14 protein-coding genes are annotated in these 15,752 nt (G+C 69.2%); 5 read left to right on the top strand and 9 right to left on the bottom strand.

Annotation, left to right across the window (positions count from 1 at the left end; translation table 11 throughout):
- Window positions 1-31 precede the first annotated feature (31 nt).
- Both AC07NF_RS01265 and AC07NF_RS01260 read left to right on the top strand, forming a co-directional pair.
- The gene (locus tag AC07NF_RS01265; RefSeq protein ID WP_494632309.1) at window positions 32-307 is read left to right on the top strand and encodes a type II toxin-antitoxin system ParD family antitoxin; all 276 of its coding nucleotides are present in this window, start codon (window positions 32-34) and stop codon (window positions 305-307) included.
- Window positions 304-606 carry a type II toxin-antitoxin system RelE/ParE family toxin gene (locus tag AC07NF_RS01260; protein ID WP_494632313.1) on the top strand — a complete coding sequence of 101 codons (303 nt, stop codon included), beginning with the start codon at window positions 304-306 and terminating at the stop codon, window positions 604-606. Before AC07NF_RS01265 ends, AC07NF_RS01260 begins: the two co-directional genes overlap by 4 nt.
- Here the strand turns inward: AC07NF_RS01260 and AC07NF_RS01255 are convergent.
- Complete coding sequence (locus tag AC07NF_RS01255) at window positions 593-1,303, bottom strand: RlmE family RNA methyltransferase (protein ID WP_492811362.1); 711 nt, start codon at window positions 1,301-1,303, stop codon at window positions 593-595. The two genes, AC07NF_RS01260 and AC07NF_RS01255, sit on opposite strands and share 14 nt — an antisense overlap.
- Window positions 1,300-2,412: a Ppx/GppA phosphatase family protein gene (locus AC07NF_RS01250; RefSeq protein WP_494632316.1), complete on the bottom strand. Its 1,113-nt coding sequence runs from the start codon at window positions 2,410-2,412 to the stop codon at window positions 1,300-1,302. Before AC07NF_RS01250 ends, AC07NF_RS01255 begins: the two co-directional genes overlap by 4 nt.
- A 160-nt stretch (window positions 2,413-2,572) precedes the next feature.
- Between AC07NF_RS01250 and hspQ the strand changes: the two genes are divergently transcribed.
- Together hspQ and phhA are read left to right on the top strand one after the other, a co-directional pair.
- A complete protein-coding gene (gene hspQ / locus AC07NF_RS01245) occupies window positions 2,573-2,902 on the top strand; it encodes a heat shock protein HspQ (protein ID WP_291873144.1) in 330 nt (109 codons plus the stop codon).
- Window positions 2,903-2,983: 81 nt separating this feature from the next.
- Window positions 2,984-3,868: a phenylalanine 4-monooxygenase gene (gene phhA / locus AC07NF_RS01240; RefSeq protein ID WP_494632319.1), complete on the top strand. Its 885-nt coding sequence runs from the start codon at window positions 2,984-2,986 to the stop codon at window positions 3,866-3,868.
- Here the strand turns inward: phhA and AC07NF_RS01235 are convergent.
- Window positions 3,823-5,046 carry an acyltransferase family protein gene (locus tag AC07NF_RS01235; protein ID WP_494632320.1) on the bottom strand — a complete coding sequence of 408 codons (1,224 nt, stop codon included), beginning with the start codon at window positions 5,044-5,046 and terminating at the stop codon, window positions 3,823-3,825. The two genes, phhA and AC07NF_RS01235, sit on opposite strands and share 46 nt — an antisense overlap.
- 12 nt (window positions 5,047-5,058) lie before the next feature.
- Between AC07NF_RS01235 and AC07NF_RS01230 the strand changes: the two genes are divergently transcribed.
- Entirely contained in the window at window positions 5,059-5,979 is a 921-nt protein-coding gene (locus AC07NF_RS01230; protein WP_494632323.1) for a LytTR family DNA-binding domain-containing protein, read from the top strand.
- Here AC07NF_RS01230 and AC07NF_RS01225 read toward each other — a convergent pair.
- The 6 genes from AC07NF_RS01225 to AC07NF_RS01200 form a co-directional block, all read right to left on the bottom strand.
- On the bottom strand, window positions 5,976-6,473 hold the full coding sequence (locus tag AC07NF_RS01225) for a GNAT family N-acetyltransferase (protein ID WP_494632325.1): 498 nt from the start codon (window positions 6,471-6,473) through the stop codon (window positions 5,976-5,978). The two genes, AC07NF_RS01230 and AC07NF_RS01225, sit on opposite strands and share 4 nt — an antisense overlap.
- Complete coding sequence (gene astB / locus AC07NF_RS01220) at window positions 6,470-7,804, bottom strand: N-succinylarginine dihydrolase (RefSeq protein WP_494632329.1); 1,335 nt, start codon at window positions 7,802-7,804, stop codon at window positions 6,470-6,472. The genes AC07NF_RS01225 and astB overlap by 4 nt, the downstream gene beginning before the upstream one ends.
- A complete protein-coding gene (astD, locus tag AC07NF_RS01215; RefSeq protein ID WP_494632330.1) occupies window positions 7,801-9,252 on the bottom strand; it encodes a succinylglutamate-semialdehyde dehydrogenase in 1,452 nt (483 codons plus the stop codon). Before astD ends, astB begins: the two co-directional genes overlap by 4 nt.
- Window positions 9,249-10,253, bottom strand: coding sequence for an arginine N-succinyltransferase (locus tag AC07NF_RS01210; protein ID WP_494632331.1), 1,005 nt, complete (start codon window positions 10,251-10,253; stop codon window positions 9,249-9,251). Before AC07NF_RS01210 ends, astD begins: the two co-directional genes overlap by 4 nt.
- A complete protein-coding gene (locus AC07NF_RS01205) occupies window positions 10,253-11,497 on the bottom strand; it encodes a hydrolase (protein ID WP_494632332.1) in 1,245 nt (414 codons plus the stop codon). The genes AC07NF_RS01210 and AC07NF_RS01205 overlap by 1 nt, the downstream gene beginning before the upstream one ends.
- A 100-nt stretch (window positions 11,498-11,597) precedes the next feature.
- Window positions 11,598-15,728 carry a translocation/assembly module TamB domain-containing protein gene (locus AC07NF_RS01200; RefSeq protein WP_494632802.1) on the bottom strand — a complete coding sequence of 1,377 codons (4,131 nt, stop codon included), beginning with the start codon at window positions 15,726-15,728 and terminating at the stop codon, window positions 11,598-11,600.
- Between the last annotated feature and the right edge of the window lie 24 nt (window positions 15,729-15,752).

The following is a 15,752-nucleotide window of genomic DNA, read 5'->3' as shown; positions in this document are numbered from 1 at the left end:
TGGCGGATATTAGATCAAAAGGAGAACATTGATGGCGATCAGCGGTGATCTGGATCCGGAGCTTGAAGCCGCCATCGACGCATTGGTCCAGACGGGTCGATATGGCTCGAGGGTCGACGTGCTCGGCACGGGCGTACGCCTGCTGCAGGAACGCGAGGCGAAACTGGCGGCGCTGGAGGCCGCGCTCGCGGAAGGTCTGGCCGACATCGAAGCCGGCCGCACCTACTCGCTGGAAGAAGCCTTCGCCATGGTCGAGGCCGATCTCGACCTCCTGTCGCGCCCGACAGCCGGCTTCGCGGAGGAATGATCGCTCGGCTTTCCAAGGCGGCGACGACGGATATCCGGTCCATCGCTGCCTGGATCGCCAAGGATCGCCCGATCGTCGCGCGCCGAATTGCTCTCGAAATTCAGGCCGCCTGCCGCGCTTTGGGCGATACGCCTGAGGCCTATCCCGAGGCTGAAGGCGTCCTCGATGGCCTGTTTCGCCGCAGGCCGCTTGGGAGATACACGATCTACTATCGCGTCCTCCCGAACGAGGTTCTCGTCGCCCGCATCCTGCACAGCGCACGCGACGTCACCGGCCTGCTACCGTCTACCGCCCCTTGAACCCCGTCGCGACCAGGAAGACCTCCGAGCTGTCCGCTCGGCTGGCCTTGGGCTTGTAGTGCTGGACCTTGTCGAAGTGCTTCTTCAGCCGGGCGATGACCTCGGCCGTCTCGCCGCCTTGGAAGGCCTTGGCGACGAAGGCGCCGCCGGGCTTGAGGACGTCGATGGCGAACTCGGCGGCGATCTCGATCAGGCCCACGATGCGCAGGTGATCGGTCTCGCGGTGGCCGACGGTGTTCGGGGCCATGTCCGACAGCACGACATCTGGTTGGCCGTCCAACAGCTCCAGGAGCTGGGCCGGCGCGTCGTCGGCGGTGAAGTCCATCTCCAGCAGGTGCGCCGGGGCCACCGGGTCGACGGGCAGCAGGTCGATGCCGGCCAGTTGCGTGACGCCACGCTCGACGGCGATCTGCAGCCAGCCGCCGGGCGCGCAGCCCAGGTCGATGACCTTCGCGCCCTTGTGGAAGAAGCGGAACTTGTCGTCGATCTCACTGATCTTGAAGGCCGCGCGGCTGCGATAGCCCAGGGCGCGAGCCTTGGCCGAGAACGGGTCGTTGATCTGGCGCTCCAGCCAGGCCTGTTGGCTGGGCGTGCGGCCGTAGGCGGTCTTCAGGCGCGCGGGCTTGGCGCGGCCGCCTTCGTTGCCGCCAGCCGGCGGCTTGACCATACGCTTGCGGGGCGGTTCTTCGTCGCTCATGCGGCTACCGGTTTCTTTGAAGAGCCGCCGCGACGGCGCCGACGCGGGCGCTTCTGCTGGTCGGACATCAGGGACATCAGGAGCCCCTCTCTAAGGCCTCGGTCGGCGACACGCACGCGCGAACATGGCCACAGCTCCTGCACGGCCTGCAGGATCGCCGCGCCGGCCAGGACCAGATCCGCCCGATCGGCGCCGATACAGGGCTCCAGCGCGCGCTCGGCGGCGGTCAGGCCTTGCAGGCGTTCGGACGCGGCCTCGCAGTCGGTGCGGTCCATCCACAGGCCGTCGACGACGTTGCGATCGTAGCGCGGCAGGCCCAGGTGCAGGCCTGCCAGGCTGGTGATGGCGCCGGAGGTGCCCACTAGATGCGCCCGGCCCTCGGCGAAGATCTCGCGCATCGGCTCAGCGTGCGGAAAGGCCTCGATCCGCGCCTTGACGTCCTCGACCATGGCCCGGAACCAGCCCTCGTCGGCGCGTTCGCCCTCGGGGAAACGTTCGGCCAGGGTGACGACGCCCACCGGGATCGACAGCCAGGCCTTGATCGGCAGCTTCCAGGCGGCGAACTGGCGTGGCTTGGCGTCGAGGCCGCCACCCTTGAGGTCGACCCAGGACAACTCCGTCGAACCACCGCCGACATCGACCACCAGGGCCGCGTCCTGCTCGCGGTCGAACAGGCTCATGCAGCCGGCCACCGACAGCTGGGCTTCCTCGCGGGGGCTGATGATCTGCAGCTTGAGGCCGGTCTCTTCATGCACCCGGCGCACGAAGTCGGGGCCATTGGTCGCACCCCGGCAGGCCTGGGTGGCCACGGCCTTCACGCGGATCGCCTTGCGGCGGCGGATCTTCTCGGCGCAGACCTTCAGCGCCGCCAGCGAGCGCTCCATGGCCGCGTCCGACAGCTCGCCGGTCTGCGACAGACCCTCGCCCAGGCGCACGATGCGGGAATAGGCCTCGACGACGCGGAATCCGCGCGGCGTGGGCGTGGCCACCAGCAGGCGGCAATTGTTGGTCCCCAGGTCGAGCGCCGCGTAGCACGCAGCCGCTTCATCCTGAGACCGCCGACGCCGGCCTTGCGGAGCGGCGCCGGGCGCGCGCGGCGCCTCCGACATGGTCTCTACCTGTCTCGCAGGTCTTCGCGAACGTTGCGAAGCCTCACTTCGAGTCGACCATATCACGTGACTCGCCCACCGGAAGGCGCCCGCTTGTCATCCGGGTTCGGACATCAGACCGTTCAGGTTTCAGTCAGGTGAGCCGGCTATCCTTAACGCCATGAACTCTCGACTCGCCAAATTCGCGATCGGCCAGGTCGTCCGGCACCGCATCTTCCCGTTCCGGGGCGTGGTGTTCGACGTGGACCCGGTGTTCGCCAATACCGAGGAATGGTGGCAATCCATTCCCGAGGATATCCGGCCGACCAAGGACCAGCCGTTCTACCATCTGCTGGCCGAGAACGACGACAACAGCTACGTCGCCTATGTCTCCGAACAGAACCTGCTGCCCGACGACAGCGGCGAGCCGGTCGGCCATCCGCAGACCGCGGTGATCTTCGAGTCCTTCGATCACGGGCTGTACAAGCTTCGTCCCCGGATTTCCCACTAGGCGAAACGTCTATCCGCCGACCTGCCCTTTTGACGCAAACTGCGAACAGCAATTGCGAAATTCGGGGCGTAGCGTCATCGCATGAGCGGAGATGGTTTTAGCAACGGGCCGCCCCCAGGCGCCCGCCCCGACTGGACGATCGATCAGGGCTGGGAGAACTACTCCCAAGCCGAGCACGACGTCTGGATCACCCTGTACGAACGCCAGGCGGCTATGCTGCATGGCCGCGCCTGCGACGAGTTCATGCGTGGCCTGGACGCGCTGGACCTGCACCGCACGGGCATCCCCGACTTCAATCGCATCAATGAAGAGCTTCAGCGCCTGACAGGCTGGAGCGTGGTCGCCGTGCCGGGCCTGGTGCCCGACGACGTATTCTTCGACCACTTGGCCAACCGCCGCTTCCCGGCCGGCCAGTTCATCCGCAAGCCGCACGAGCTGGATTACCTACAGGAGCCGGACATCTTCCACGATGTCTTCGGCCACGTGCCGATGCTGACCGACCCGGTCTTCGCCGACTACATGCAGGCCTATGGCCAGGGCGGCCAGCGGGCCTTGGGCCTGGGCCGCCTGAAGAACCTGGCCCGCCTCTACTGGTACACGGTGGAGTTTGGCCTGATGAACACGCCCGCGGGCCTGCGCATCTATGGGGCCGGCATCGTCTCGTCGCGCACGGAGTCGATCTTCGCCCTGGACGATCCCTCGCCCAATCGCATCGGCTTCGAGCTGGAGCGGGTGATGCGGACCAACTACCGGATCGACGACTTCCAGCAGGTCTATTTCGTGATCGACTCGATCCAGACCCTGCAGGAAGTGACGCTGCGCGATTTCGGCGCGATCTATGACCGCATGGCCGGCGCTAGCGACATCGGTGTCGCCGAGATCGTCCCCGGCGACACCGTCATCACGCGCGGCTCCCAGGCCTATGCGAAGGCCGGCGGACGTTTGGCGACCGCCTCGGCGGGCTGACCTTTCAGGCCGAATAGGATCCGCACACCCGGGATGCGTCGCACCGCTTCGTAGGTCGCGAAGCACCCGGCGAAGGTGGCCACGACCAGGATCGCGCCTTCCACGGCCAGCGGCAGGTGAAGCTTGGCCAAGTGATGGGCCATGACCACGATCAGGGTCTGGTGCACCAGGTAGAACGGGAACACGCCCAGGGTCAGGTAGCGCAGCGCCGGCCCTCCCCGGTTCGCCAGGTGCTTGGCGCCGAAGCCCAGGATCGCGACGATGGCGCACCAGCCCTGGATCGCGAACACGAAGCGACCGGCCAGGCCCACCAGAGGCGACGGTTGCGGCAGGCCGTCGTGGCGCCAGTAGGTCCACACCATCCATGACCAGACGGCCCAGGCGGCGACCGCCAGAACCAGGGCCGGCCAACGCGCCGCGGTCAGGCGATCGCGCAGCAGCTGCGACTTGGCCAGGCCAAAGCCCAGCAGGAAGGCGCTGAACGAGACGGCGTGAACATAGGGGTCGTCGACCAGGGCATGGGTCTCGCCGAACTTAGCGTAGAGGGTGGCGCGCAGCATCCCCAGGAACAGCACCGGCCAGACGAAGAGGCCAACGCCCTTCAGCAGCCATTCCGCGCCCTTCTGGATGTGCTCGCCGGCCCTCCTCCAGACCAGCAGCATGGCCGCCAGAACCATCGTGTAGACAAAGAGATAGGCCACGAACCACATGTGGTTCCAGGTCGGGGTGATCAGGCAATTGCCGTCCGTCCCGCACCACTGGCCCGAGGCCGTGACGTAGCGGATCCAGAAGTTGTCGACGGTCAGCGGCGTGCCCGGATGGGCCGCGATATATTCGACGATCTGGTAGTAGGACTGCGGCGGCACGATCACCAGCATGGCGAAGATCAGCGGCGGCAGCAGGCGCGCGATCCGCGCCGTGGTCAGTTTCCCGACGCTGACCTTGTCGGCCATGAACCGCGTCGCCGCGCCCGAGACCAGGAACAGCAGGGTCAGCCGCCACGGATTGGTCAGCAGCATGAAGGGCTCCAGCGCCTCGACCGGATGCGGGGTCTTCACGTGCCAATCCCAGGGCACGTAGAACATGCCGGTGTGGTACAGGATCAGCAGGAAAAACGCGCCGACCCGAATCCAATCGAGGTCGTAGCGCCGGTCCAGGGGTGGTGAGGTCGTGGTCATGAAGAGGCGTCCGTGGTGAAGAGCGACGCCAAGGACCTGCCGCACGACGCCCAAACCGGCCAAGCGCTGGGTGACCAGCGGTCGCTGGCTGGGACGACCGGAAAAGCTTCAGGGACGAGCGGCGGGCCCTTCGGGATGACCGGCGAGGAGCGTCTGTGGCTGACCCGCGCCTGGCTATTGGGCGTCGCGCTGGTCGGCGCCATCGCCTTCGTCAACGTCCTGACCATCCAGCACGACGCGCCGCGCCTGGGCGTCATCCGGCCGGCGATCTGGGAGGTCAGCAGCGCGCTGGTCACCTTCTGCATCTTCATGATCCCGGGCGCGATGGCGTTCTGGATGGTCCGCACTCAGCCACGCTGGTGGCTGGCCGTCCCGGCGCATCTGGTCACCGTGCTGATCTATTCGGTGCTGCACGTCTCGGGGTTCGTCGTGCTGCGCAAGCTGGGGCACCACGTCCTGCTGAACGAGCGCTACCAGTTCGGCCCGCTGTCGACTGAGTTCCCGTACGAGTTCCGCAAGGACATGATGTCGTACGGCCTGGCGACGATCATCTTCTGGCTGGCCCTGCGTCGCAGCGGCCAGAAGCCCGAGGTCCTGACCCCTGCCCCGCCCACCACCTTCGACATCCAGGACGGCGCGCGGCTGATCCGCGTGCCGGTGTCCGAGATCCTGGCCGTGCGTTCGGCCGGCAACTATGCCGAGTTCGTACTCGCCGACGGCCGCCGCCCGCTGACCCGCTCGTCGCTGAGCGCGGTTCTGGAGCGCCTGGCCCCGCACGGTTTCGTCCGCACCCACAAGTCCTGGCTGGTCAATACGGCGCGGGTCACGGGCCTCAAGCCCGAGGGTTCCGGCGACTACGCCGTCGAGCTGGGCGCGCTGGAGGTTCCGCTGTCGCGGCGGTTCCCCGAAGCGCTCGCGACCCTGCGCGGCTAGAACAGCAGCAGCCCCATCAGGATGTCGTCCTCGAACCGGCCGTCGGGCAAGCGCCCTCGCGCGGTCTGGCGGCCCTCATGCTTGAAGCCCAGCCGCTCGTAGAGCCGCATCGCACCGTGGTTCGCCGCTCCGGTCTCCAGTTCGATCCGCAGGATCTCCGGCTGCGCCGCCCGCGCCCAAGCAATCAGGGCTTCGAACAGCTGCGAGCCGATCCCCAGCCCTTGTCGCTCCGGATGCACCGCCACGGTCAGACCGCCCAGCACGTGATTGAAGATCGCCAGGCTCTCGCGACTGGCGTGGATCTCGCCGCAGATGAAGCCGTCCGCCTCGACCGCGACCAGGCAGACGTCGTTGGCCAGGGCGTAGTCGCCGTAGTCCGCCGTCACCTCCTCGGGCCGTCGGGCCAGGCCGCCAGGGATGGCGGCGACGGCCTGGTGCAGGGCGACGATGCCCTCGCGGTCGGCCGGCGTCGCGGAACGGACCGAGGTGCTCACGCGTCCCTCTGGAACGGATAGAAGTCGCCGCCCAGGTCGAGAATCTGGGTCAATTCGTCCAGCGCCTCACGGCTCTCGGTCAGCAGCAGAGGATCGGCCAGGTCGGCCGGCGCCAGGCGGTCGCGATACCGGCGCGTGACCCAGTCGGCCAGGGTCGTGTGCAGACCCGGCAAGAAGCGCTGCGCCGGATTGGCGGCGTCCAGCTCGGCGTCGGTCAGCACCACCCGCAGGCGCAGGCAGGCCGGCCCGCCGCCGTTGCGCATGCTCTGGCGGACATCGACATACTCCACGCGGCCGATGGGACCGTTCGAGGACGCCAGGCTCTCGGCCACCGCGAAGGCGCGGGGATTGTCCCGCGTCTCGGCGGGGGCCAGCAGCACCAGGCGGTCCTCGCCAAGCACGACCAGCAGCTGCGAATTGAACAGGTAGCTGGCCACGAGGTCGGCCATCGGCAGGTCGGCTTCCGAGACCTCGACGAAGGCCGGCTCGAACAGGCCATCGGCGGCGGCGCGGACCTGGCGCTCCATCCCGGCGCGATCCTCGAAGGCGCGTTCGTGGAAGAACAGGCACTCGCGGGTGCCGACGCAGACCACGTCGTTGTGGAACGCCCCGCCCTCGATCGCCGCCTTGCCCTGTTGCGGGAAGACGGCCCGCGCCGCGCCGTGGCGACGCTGGATGGCTTCGAAGGCCTCGCGGGTCTGGCGGGCCGGGAACTTGCCGTCCCAATGCGTCCAGGCCTCGCGACCCCAGACGAACAGGTTCACCCCCGGCGCGCCATGCTCGGCGCAGAGGCGCACATGGTTGGCCGCGCCCTCGTCGGCGAAGTGCGGCTGGGCCGGCAACGGGTCGTGGACGGCGAAACGGGTCTCGTCCGGGAACAGGCGGCGCAGGGCGCGCGTCGTCTGCGGGCCTTCCAGGCTGCGATGCAGGTTGGTCAGCAGGTTGGCCGGCGTGAAGTGCACCCGGCTATCGGCCGTATCGGCGCTGGGCGTCACCGTGGCGGCGTTGGCGGCCCACATCGGCGAGGCCGAATAGGCGGCGGCGGCCAGGGCTGGTGCGTCCTTCCAGGCGGCTTCGATCACCGCTTCCTCGGAACCCGAGAAGCCCAGCGACTTCAACAGGCTTACCGCCGGCCGCTCATGCGGTGGCAGCACGAACTGCGGGATGCCCAGGTCCGAGAGCCGGCGCATCTTCCCCAGCCCTTCCAGGGCCGCGCCGCGCGGGTTGGAGACCTCGCCGGCGTTCTTGGCGCTGGCCAGGTTGCCGGGCGAAAGACCGACGTAGGAGTGGGTCGGACCGACCAGGCCGTCGCAATTGGCTTCCCAGCTCATCCGCGCAGGCCCTTGATGTCCTTGTGCGTATCGGCGACCGCCTCGGCCTCGAAACTGGCGACCGGATAGGCGCAGTAGTCGGCGGCGTAGTAGGCGCTGGGCCGGTGGTTACCCGAGGCGCCCAGCCCGCCGAACGGCATCGAGCCGGCGGCGCCCGTGGTGGGGCGGTTCCAGTTCACGACGCCCGCGCGGATGCGGTTCAGGAACTGATCCCAACGCTTTGACTCAGCAGAGATAAGCCCTGCCGAGAGACCATACCGCGTGGCGTTGGCGGCCTTCAGCGCGTCGTCGAAATTGGCCACTCGACGCACTTGCAGCCACGGCGCGAACAGCTCCTCGTCGGGCGTGTCGACGCCGGTGACATCCACGAGGCCGGGGGTCACGAACGCCTCGCTCAAGCCCTCGACCGAACCCAGCGACCGGATGCGATCGCCGCCCATTGTGTCGGCCACAGCGCGCGCCGCCTGCGCCGCGCGGGCCGAGATCAGCGGGCCCATGAAGGCCTCTCCCTCGCCGTTCCAGGGTCCGATCGACAGGCGCTCGGCCAGGCCGGCCGTCGCCTCGATCACCTTCCGCCCGAAGGCGTCGTCCGGCAAGATCAGGCGCCGGGCGCACGAGCAGCGCTGGCCGGTGGTGATGAAGGCCGACTGCACGACCAGGGCCGCCACGGCCTCGGCGTCATCGGCGTCCCAGACCACCAGCGGATTGTTGCCGCCCAGTTCCAGGGCCAGGATCACGTCGGGCCGGTCGGCGAAGTGGCGGCGGAAGAAGGTCCCAGCCGTGGCCGAGCCGGTGAACAGCAGGCCGTCGATCGGCTGGTTGATCAGCGCCTGGCCGGTCTCGCGCCCGCCCTGCACCAGGTTGACGACGCCCGCCGGCACGCCGGCCGCCTCCAGCGCCTCGACCATCAGTTGGCCGGCCATGGGCGTCTCTTCCGAGGGCTTGAAGACGACCGTGTCACCCGCCAGCAGCGCCGGCACGATGTGGCCGTTGGGCAGGTGGCCGGGGAAGTTGAACGGTCCCAGCACCGCCATGACGCCATGCGCCCGGTGGCGCAGCACGGCGCGGCCGAACGGCATGGTCGTCTCGGTGACGCCGGTGCGCTCGTCATAGGCCTTGATCGACAGGTCAACCTTGCCGGCCATCGAGCCCAGCTCAGCCTTGGTCTCCCACAGCGCCTTGCCGGTCTCCCGGCTCAGCGCCTCGGCGAACGCGGCGGTGCGCTCGACCAGGATCTCCTTGTAGCGACGCAGGACCGCGATCCGTTCCTCGCGCGGCTGGTCGGCCCACGTCGGGAAAGCCCGGTGCGCGGCGGTCACGGCGTCAGTGACGTCGGCCTCGGTGGCCGTGGCCTCTCGCCAGACGATCTCGCCGGTCGCCGGATCGGTCGAGACCAGCTCCGTCCCCTGCCCCGAACGCCACTTTCCGTCGATGAACAAGCCGCTCATGCCTTCACCCGCACCATGTCGCCTTCACTCACGCCCAGGGCCTGCGCCGCGTCGCGTCCAAGGATCGCGCTCTCGCCATCGATCAGCACCGGCGCGCGCACGGCCCGGAACCTGGCCACCTCGCCCGTGGAGACCAGGGCCTCCTCGCCGAAAGCGTCCTCGCCGATCTTCACGCGCAGACGCCGCGCCTCGCGCACGGTCTTGATGTCGTCGCGACGCGCCGCGACCGTCGGTCCGGCGTCGAAGATGTCGATCAGGCCCTGGTAGCGAAAGCCTTCGGTCTCCAGCATAGCCCGCGCGGCTTCGCCTTCGCGGTGGACGCGGCCCAGCACCGCGCTGGCCTGCTCCGGCAGCAGCTCGGCATAGATCGGGTGTCGCGGCGCCAGGTCCAGGATGAACTGGCCGTCCGTCGAGGCGCTCATCATGTCGGCCTCGTCGAACTCCAGGCGGAAGAACTTGCTGGCCACGTGATCCCAGAACGGACAGCCGCCATCCTCGTCGAACCAGCCGCGCAGCTCGGCCAGCACCATCTCGGCGAAGCGCTGGGGCTCCAGGCCGATCAGCATGTAACGCGACTGAGCCAAGAGGCGCCCCGCCCCGCCCTTGCGCCGCTCGGGCCGCAGGAACAGCGAGCCCACCTCTGACCAACCGGCGCATTCGTTGACCAGAACGAGAGCGCGGTGATCGAAGCGCTTCTCCAGGGTCGGCGACGATTGGGCCAGGGTGACGACGCGGAACGAGAAGTGCGGGCGTTTCAGCCCCACCCCCGCCTTGACCCCGGCGACGCCGATCACGTCGCTGGTCTCCAGGTCTTCCAGCATCAGGGTGTACCAGGCCTCGGGCGGCGCCACATTGGCCTGGAAGCTGGCTTCCGACAGGGCCAGGCGGGCGCGCAGGGTCGGCTCGTCCTCGGGTAAGCTCGTAAAGCCGCGCCCGGACAGCACGGCCAACTCCATGAGGGCCTCGAAGTCGGGCGAACCGGCGGGGCGAACAACAAGCATCAGACAGTTCCCATGGCGGCGCGGATGGCGCGGGCGTCGATCTCGCCGCTGGCCAGTTTCATCAGGATCAGGGCCGAGAGCTGGGCGCGCTCGACGAAGCTTTCGGGGAAGGCGTGCTCGGCCTCGCTGTGGATGTCGCCGCCCCGGACGCCCAGGGTGTCGACGTTCGGCAGGCCCGAGGCGAACAGGTTGTTGCCCTCGCAGACCCCGCCGGACGGCTTCCAGGCGATGTCCTGGCCCAGCAGCGCGCCGACGTCCTTCACCGCCCCAAACAGCTGCTGCTGAGCGGCGTTGAACGGCTTGGCGCCGCGGGTGATCAGGCCGTGCAGGTGGGCGTGCAAATCGTCGCCGACCTCACCGACGATCCGCGCCACCTCGGCCTCGAACCAGGCGGCGGCTTGCGCTTCCGGGAAGCGGACATTGAAGCGCACCACCGCCACGTCCGGCACCATGTTCAGCGGCGCGCCGCCGTCGATGCGCGAGACGTTGACCGTGACGCCGTCGCGCTGGCCGTTCAGGCCGTGCAGCTTCTCGGCCACGCGGGCCGCGCCGATCACCGCGTTGCGGCCCGCGGCGAAGTCGCGGCCGGCATGGGCCGCGCGACCATGGATGACGATGTGGAAATTGCCCGAACCCTTGCGCGCCGAGGCTAGCGCCCCATCGGCCAGGGCCGGCTCGTAGGTCAGGCCGACATGGCCGCGCCGGGCGAAGTCTGCCAGCACCGGCCCCGAGGCGATCGAGCCGATCTCCTCGTCCGGCGACAGCAGCACGCGGTAGCCGACATTGGCGGCGTCTGACGATCGCTCGAAGGCCTCGAGCGCCGCCAGCATCACCGAAATCCCGCCCTTCATGTCGGCAATGCCGGGACCATGCAGCGCGCCGTCGGGACGGGTGCGGACCACCTGGAACGGGCTCGTCTCGGGATAGACGGTATCGTAGTGGCCGGTCAGCACGACCTGGACCGGGGCCTCGGGGCGCACGACGACGGCCAGCGAAGGCGGATGGGCGAACTCGGTCTCACGGCCGTCAGCGGCGACTTCGCGCGAGGGCGACAGCGGCACGTCGATCGGCGCGGCTGGCAGGCGCGAGGCGGCGTCGAGCAGGATTTGCCTCTGGCGCTCCAGGCCAACTAGATGCCGACTGCCGGAGTTTGTCGCGCACCAGGCCACGGCGCGGTCGACGATCTGGCCGCCGTCACGCGCGATGTGATCCAGAACGGCGCGATCTTCTGAATTGAGATGCATTTAGGCCGGTCCTCCCTCAGTCACGATAACCAAGGGCCGCGGGCAAATCGTGCTCACCTCAGACGAGGTAACCGATGTCCCGCGCAACAGCCTTGCTGTCTTAGTAGTCTTTTCTCCAGCGGACGGAAAGCTTCGCGTCGTTCTGGCCGCCGATCCGGGAGACCAGCGACAGGGTCCGGCGAATCCGCCACTCGACTTGCGCGGCGGGGCCTTCGCGACCGCCGCCGATGATCTCGACATAGACGTCGTCGGTCACGTACTTGCCGCCCGACACCGTCATGCCCGTGGCGCTTTCGGCGAAGGCCAGGCGATCCAGGCGCGCAAAGCTGCGCAGGTTGCCGATCACGTCGAAACCGCCGCCGCCGGCCAGCGAAGCCAGCGCGGACGCCAGTTGTGCGGCTTCGATCGGCGACAGCTGGGCCGCCGACGAGCCGAACAGCACCTGGCTCAGCACCTCGTCGCTGGGCAGTTCGGGCTTGGAGGTCAGGGTGATCTCCGGCTTGGCCGCCGTGCCCTGGATGCGCACCACGGCCGTCAGGGACGCGTCCTCCCGGGTGGCGGACAGGTCCAGGCGGATGCGGTCCAGCTGGCTGGACAGATAGACGGTGCCGTCGTCATCGAACTCGAAGCGCTTGCCGGCGAAGTCGTACTCGCCACGCACCACGCGGGCGACGCCGCTCAGCGACGGGGCCAGCGAGGTGCCGCCGACATGGGCGTCCAGCGACAGTTCGACGTCCAGGCCGCGACCGCGCACGAACACCCGGCGCGGGGCCTTGAGGTCCAGGTCCAGGATCATGCCGCCAGTGTTGGGACGGCGCTGCAGGCCCTGGTCCAGGTCGGACGGGCGGTTGCGCTCGATCACGTCCATGGCCACGACGCCGACCGGGGTCTTGCTCTGGGCCGAGACGTCGGCGCGGTCGATGGTCACCGCGCCGGCCAGCTTGATCTTGCCGTCGGCCGAGCGGTTGACGGTGGCCGAGCCGGTCGCCACGGCCGAGGCCAAGTCGTTGTCGATCAGGCGGAAGCCCTTCAGGTCCAGCTTGAAACTGCCGACGCCATCGCGGGCCAGGCTGATGCGGCCGGCGCCCGAGATCGACCCGCCCTGCCCGTCCTCGCCGATGGCCTGGCTGACGTCGATGGCGTTGTCGGCCAGGGCCGAGCGCAGGGTGACGTTCTTCAGGCGCAGACCCGTCTGGCCGTCCTCGAAGCCGCCATTGTCCAGAGTGGCCGAACCCAGCAGGCGCGGGTCGCCCAGGGTGCCGCCGATCGTGGCCTGCAGGCTGATACGACCCGACAGCGAGCGGTCCGCGCCCATCAGCAGGTTCCACAGCGGCTTGATCTCGCCCTGGGCCGAGAACCGGCCTTGCACGCCACGCTTCTTGCTGATGGCCAGGCTGAGCGGCTTGGCCGAGGCCTCGACCGGCAGCACCAGGTGGGCGTCGGCCTTCAGGCCCTGGCGATTGTCGCCGTCGGCCACGATGGTCAGTTGGTTGTCGGTCAGGTCGCCATGGATCTTGGCGTCCAGCGACTGCTCGATCTTGGCCCCGCGCTCGCGGGCGTTGGCCAGACGCATATCGAAGTCGCCGGTCAGGGTCTCGCCCTGGCCACGCAGGTTGAACGCGCCGTTGATGTCGCCTTCGAGGTCGGGGTTGAAGGCGGTGATGGCCACGTCCGCCAGCTCGGCCTTCAGCATGACCGCGGCCCCGCCGATGTCGGCGTCGATGTCGGCGCGGCCCTTGTCGATGGCCAGGCGCAGGCGAGCCTGGGTGGGGCCGTCGCCGAAGTGGATCTTGGCCGTCTCGCGGGTCTTGATCTCGGTGCGACCCATGCGGCCGGCCGCATCCAGCGCCAGGTCATAGGCCTTGCCGGCCTGGGCCAGCTGGCCCGCGCCGCCGATGCGCCAGCGGCCGCCGGGCGCGTCACCGCGCGCGTCGATCGACAGCGGCAGGCGCGCCAGCGGGCCGTCGGCCTTGATCCGCGCCGATCGCACCTTCCACGACCCGAAAGCCACCTCTTCGGCCGTCAGGTCCAGAGTCGCGGCGGCCGAACCGCCGCCGGGGGCGTCGACCAGCTTGGCCGAGCCCTTGACCTGGCCTTGCGGCAGGAAGGCCCCAGGGCCGACGGCGACAGTCAGGTCGGCAGTGGCCGGCAGGCCATCGCGCAGGCTCATCGCGCCTTTGGCTTTCGCGCCGCCGGCATCGACGTCCAGCTCGGACAGCTCGATGCCGCCTTGCGAGAAGCGGAAGGCGGTGCGGCCGCGCGCCGGGCCATACTGGCTGTCTGCCTGCAGCGCCGCGACGCCGTCGGTGGCGTTGGGACCGCGCGCGAAGGTCAAGGTCAGGTGCGCCTTGGTCAGCGGCAGGCGCGGCAGGTCGATGCTGTCGAAGTCGGCGTTCAGCTGGGCCTGGGGCGCGGCCAGCGTGCCGCCGATGTGGCCGTCGCCCGCCGCCTTACCGGCGACCTCGACCGGACCGGCGCTGAACGGGCCAGTGGCGGTCCAGTCCAGCTTGAAGTCCAGGCCCAGGGCCTTGGCGACCGTCATCTTGCCCGACGACTTCAGGCTGGCGTTGGTCCCGTCCAGCTTGGCGTCGGAGATGCTCAGCACGCCGTCGTTCCAGGCGCCCTTGCCGGTCAGGCGTGGCGTCGCGCCCAGCAGGCGGTCGATCTCGGCATAGCCGGTGGCGAAGTTCGACGCGCGGCTATCGACGGTGAAGCTCCACGGACGATTGGCGAAGCTGGAAGCCGTCCACTTGGCCAGCAGCGAGCCCTTCGCCCCCTGCCGCACCGGACCCATGCTGGCCACGCGCATCTCGCCGTCGAACGACAGGCCGCCCAGCACGCCGCGCTCGCCCTTGCCGGTGACGATCAGGTTGGGGGCGTCGATGCGGGCGGCCTTGATCAGGAAACGGCCGCCCTTGACCCGCGCGCCCTCGAAGGTGGCCTTGGGGCTGGCGCCCAGCAGGGCCAGCAGGCCCGTGCCGCCGCCGCCCGAGCTGGTCGCGGCCGCCTTGATCTCCAGCTCGCCCTTGGCCCAGCGGACCATGGCCGGCCCCTTGGCGCGCTTGAGGTGGTAGCCCAGCAGCTCCAGATCGGCGACATCGACATCGCCTTCGACCGAGAAGCCGCCCTCCTCCAGCCGGAAGACGCCGTCGGCCAGGCCGCGGCCCATCTGCGGGATGGTGACGATGCGCTTCAGCGCGCCGACCTGGGCGGTGAAGGCGATGCCGTCGGGGCCGGTGCGCTTTTTGGCCAGATCGGCCAGGCCATGGCCTTGCAGCGACAGGTTCTGGGCGCGGATGTCCAGGTTCAGGTTCGACAGGCCGTCCTTGGTCGCCTTCTTGCCGTCGAGCGTGAAGTTGGCCTCGGGGCCGAACATCTTCTCCAGTCGCTGGGTCCACCGCGAGGCGCCCAGGTCCAGCCGGCCACGCGCCGAGCCGCCCTGCTCGGTCCAGGCGCCGTCGGCCTGCAGCGGGATCGTGTTCCCCGAGCGGGCCAGCACGTTGAACGCCGCGCGGCTGAGCGTGCCGTCGGCCTTGGCCTTCAGATCGAAGGTCCGGTCGGCGGCCAGGCCCAGCGCGCCGGCGATGGCGCCGCCATTGGCCTCGGTGGCGTCGGCCTTCAGATGCAGGGTCTGGGTGCGCCCCAGGTCGAAGTCGAGGTTCAGGTGGTCGCCGACATGCAGGCGCGAGGCGACGGCCAGCTTGCCCTTGTGTCCGCCCTGCCGCGCCATCTCGTAGTCGCCGCCGACGTCGAAATCGCCCTCGCGGCCGCTGAATGCGGACCGGGTGATCAGGCGGAACTTGAAGGCGTCCAGGTCGACCGACACCGGCGCGGCGCCGGACTTGGGGCCCTTGGGCGTCATGGTCGGGCGGCGCAGGACGATGACGTCTCGGGCGTCGACCCGCTCGGCGTGGAAACGACGACCGAACAGCTCGGTCGGACGCCACGCCACGCGCAGGTCGTGGGCTTCCAGCCAGACGCCCTTCTCGTCGGTGATGGTCAGGCGGCGGACGCCGAAGTCCTTCCAGATGTCGCCCGACAGGCCTTCGATATGCAGCTTGCCGATCCGACCCAGCTTCAGGCCCGAGGCGCGGGCCTCCAGGAACATGCGGCCTTGCGGCGTGATGGGGACAAAGCGCAGGCCGCCGGCCATGACGATCAGGATCGCCGCCAGGATCGCCGAGGCAATCAGCACCGCGCCGCCCCAGCCGATCTTCTTGGCCACCTTCACCGCGGCCTCGCCCGTCGCCTCGGC

It is taken from the genome of Caulobacter sp. GW821-FHT10A06 (assembly GCF_059415805.1).
This window is presented reverse-complemented; position numbering and strand designations above follow the sequence as displayed.

Bases quoted from the DNA above. Each gene is read 5' to 3' on its own strand.
- AC07NF_RS01265 (WP_494632309.1), top strand. From the start codon at position 32: ATGGCGATCAGCGGTGATCTGGATCCGGAGCTTGAAGCCGCCATCGAC.
- AC07NF_RS01260 (WP_494632313.1), top strand. From the start codon at position 304: ATGATCGCTCGGCTTTCCAAGGCGGCGACGACGGATATCCGGTCCATC.
- AC07NF_RS01255 (WP_492811362.1), bottom strand. From the start codon at position 1,303: ATGAGCGACGAAGAACCGCCCCGCAAGCGTATGGTCAAGCCGCCGGCT.
- AC07NF_RS01250 (WP_494632316.1), bottom strand. From the start codon at position 2,412: ATGTCGGAGGCGCCGCGCGCGCCCGGCGCCGCTCCGCAAGGCCGGCGT.
- hspQ (WP_291873144.1), top strand. From the start codon at position 2,573: ATGAACTCTCGACTCGCCAAATTCGCGATCGGCCAGGTCGTCCGGCAC.
- phhA (WP_494632319.1), top strand. From the start codon at position 2,984: ATGAGCGGAGATGGTTTTAGCAACGGGCCGCCCCCAGGCGCCCGCCCC.
- AC07NF_RS01235 (WP_494632320.1), bottom strand. From the start codon at position 5,046: ATGACCACGACCTCACCACCCCTGGACCGGCGCTACGACCTCGATTGG.
- astB (WP_494632329.1), bottom strand. From the start codon at position 7,804: ATGAGCTGGGAAGCCAATTGCGACGGCCTGGTCGGTCCGACCCACTCC.
- astD (WP_494632330.1), bottom strand. From the start codon at position 9,252: ATGAGCGGCTTGTTCATCGACGGAAAGTGGCGTTCGGGGCAGGGGACG.
- AC07NF_RS01210 (WP_494632331.1), bottom strand. From the start codon at position 10,253: ATGCTTGTTGTTCGCCCCGCCGGTTCGCCCGACTTCGAGGCCCTCATG.
- AC07NF_RS01205 (WP_494632332.1), bottom strand. From the start codon at position 11,497: ATGCATCTCAATTCAGAAGATCGCGCCGTTCTGGATCACATCGCGCGT.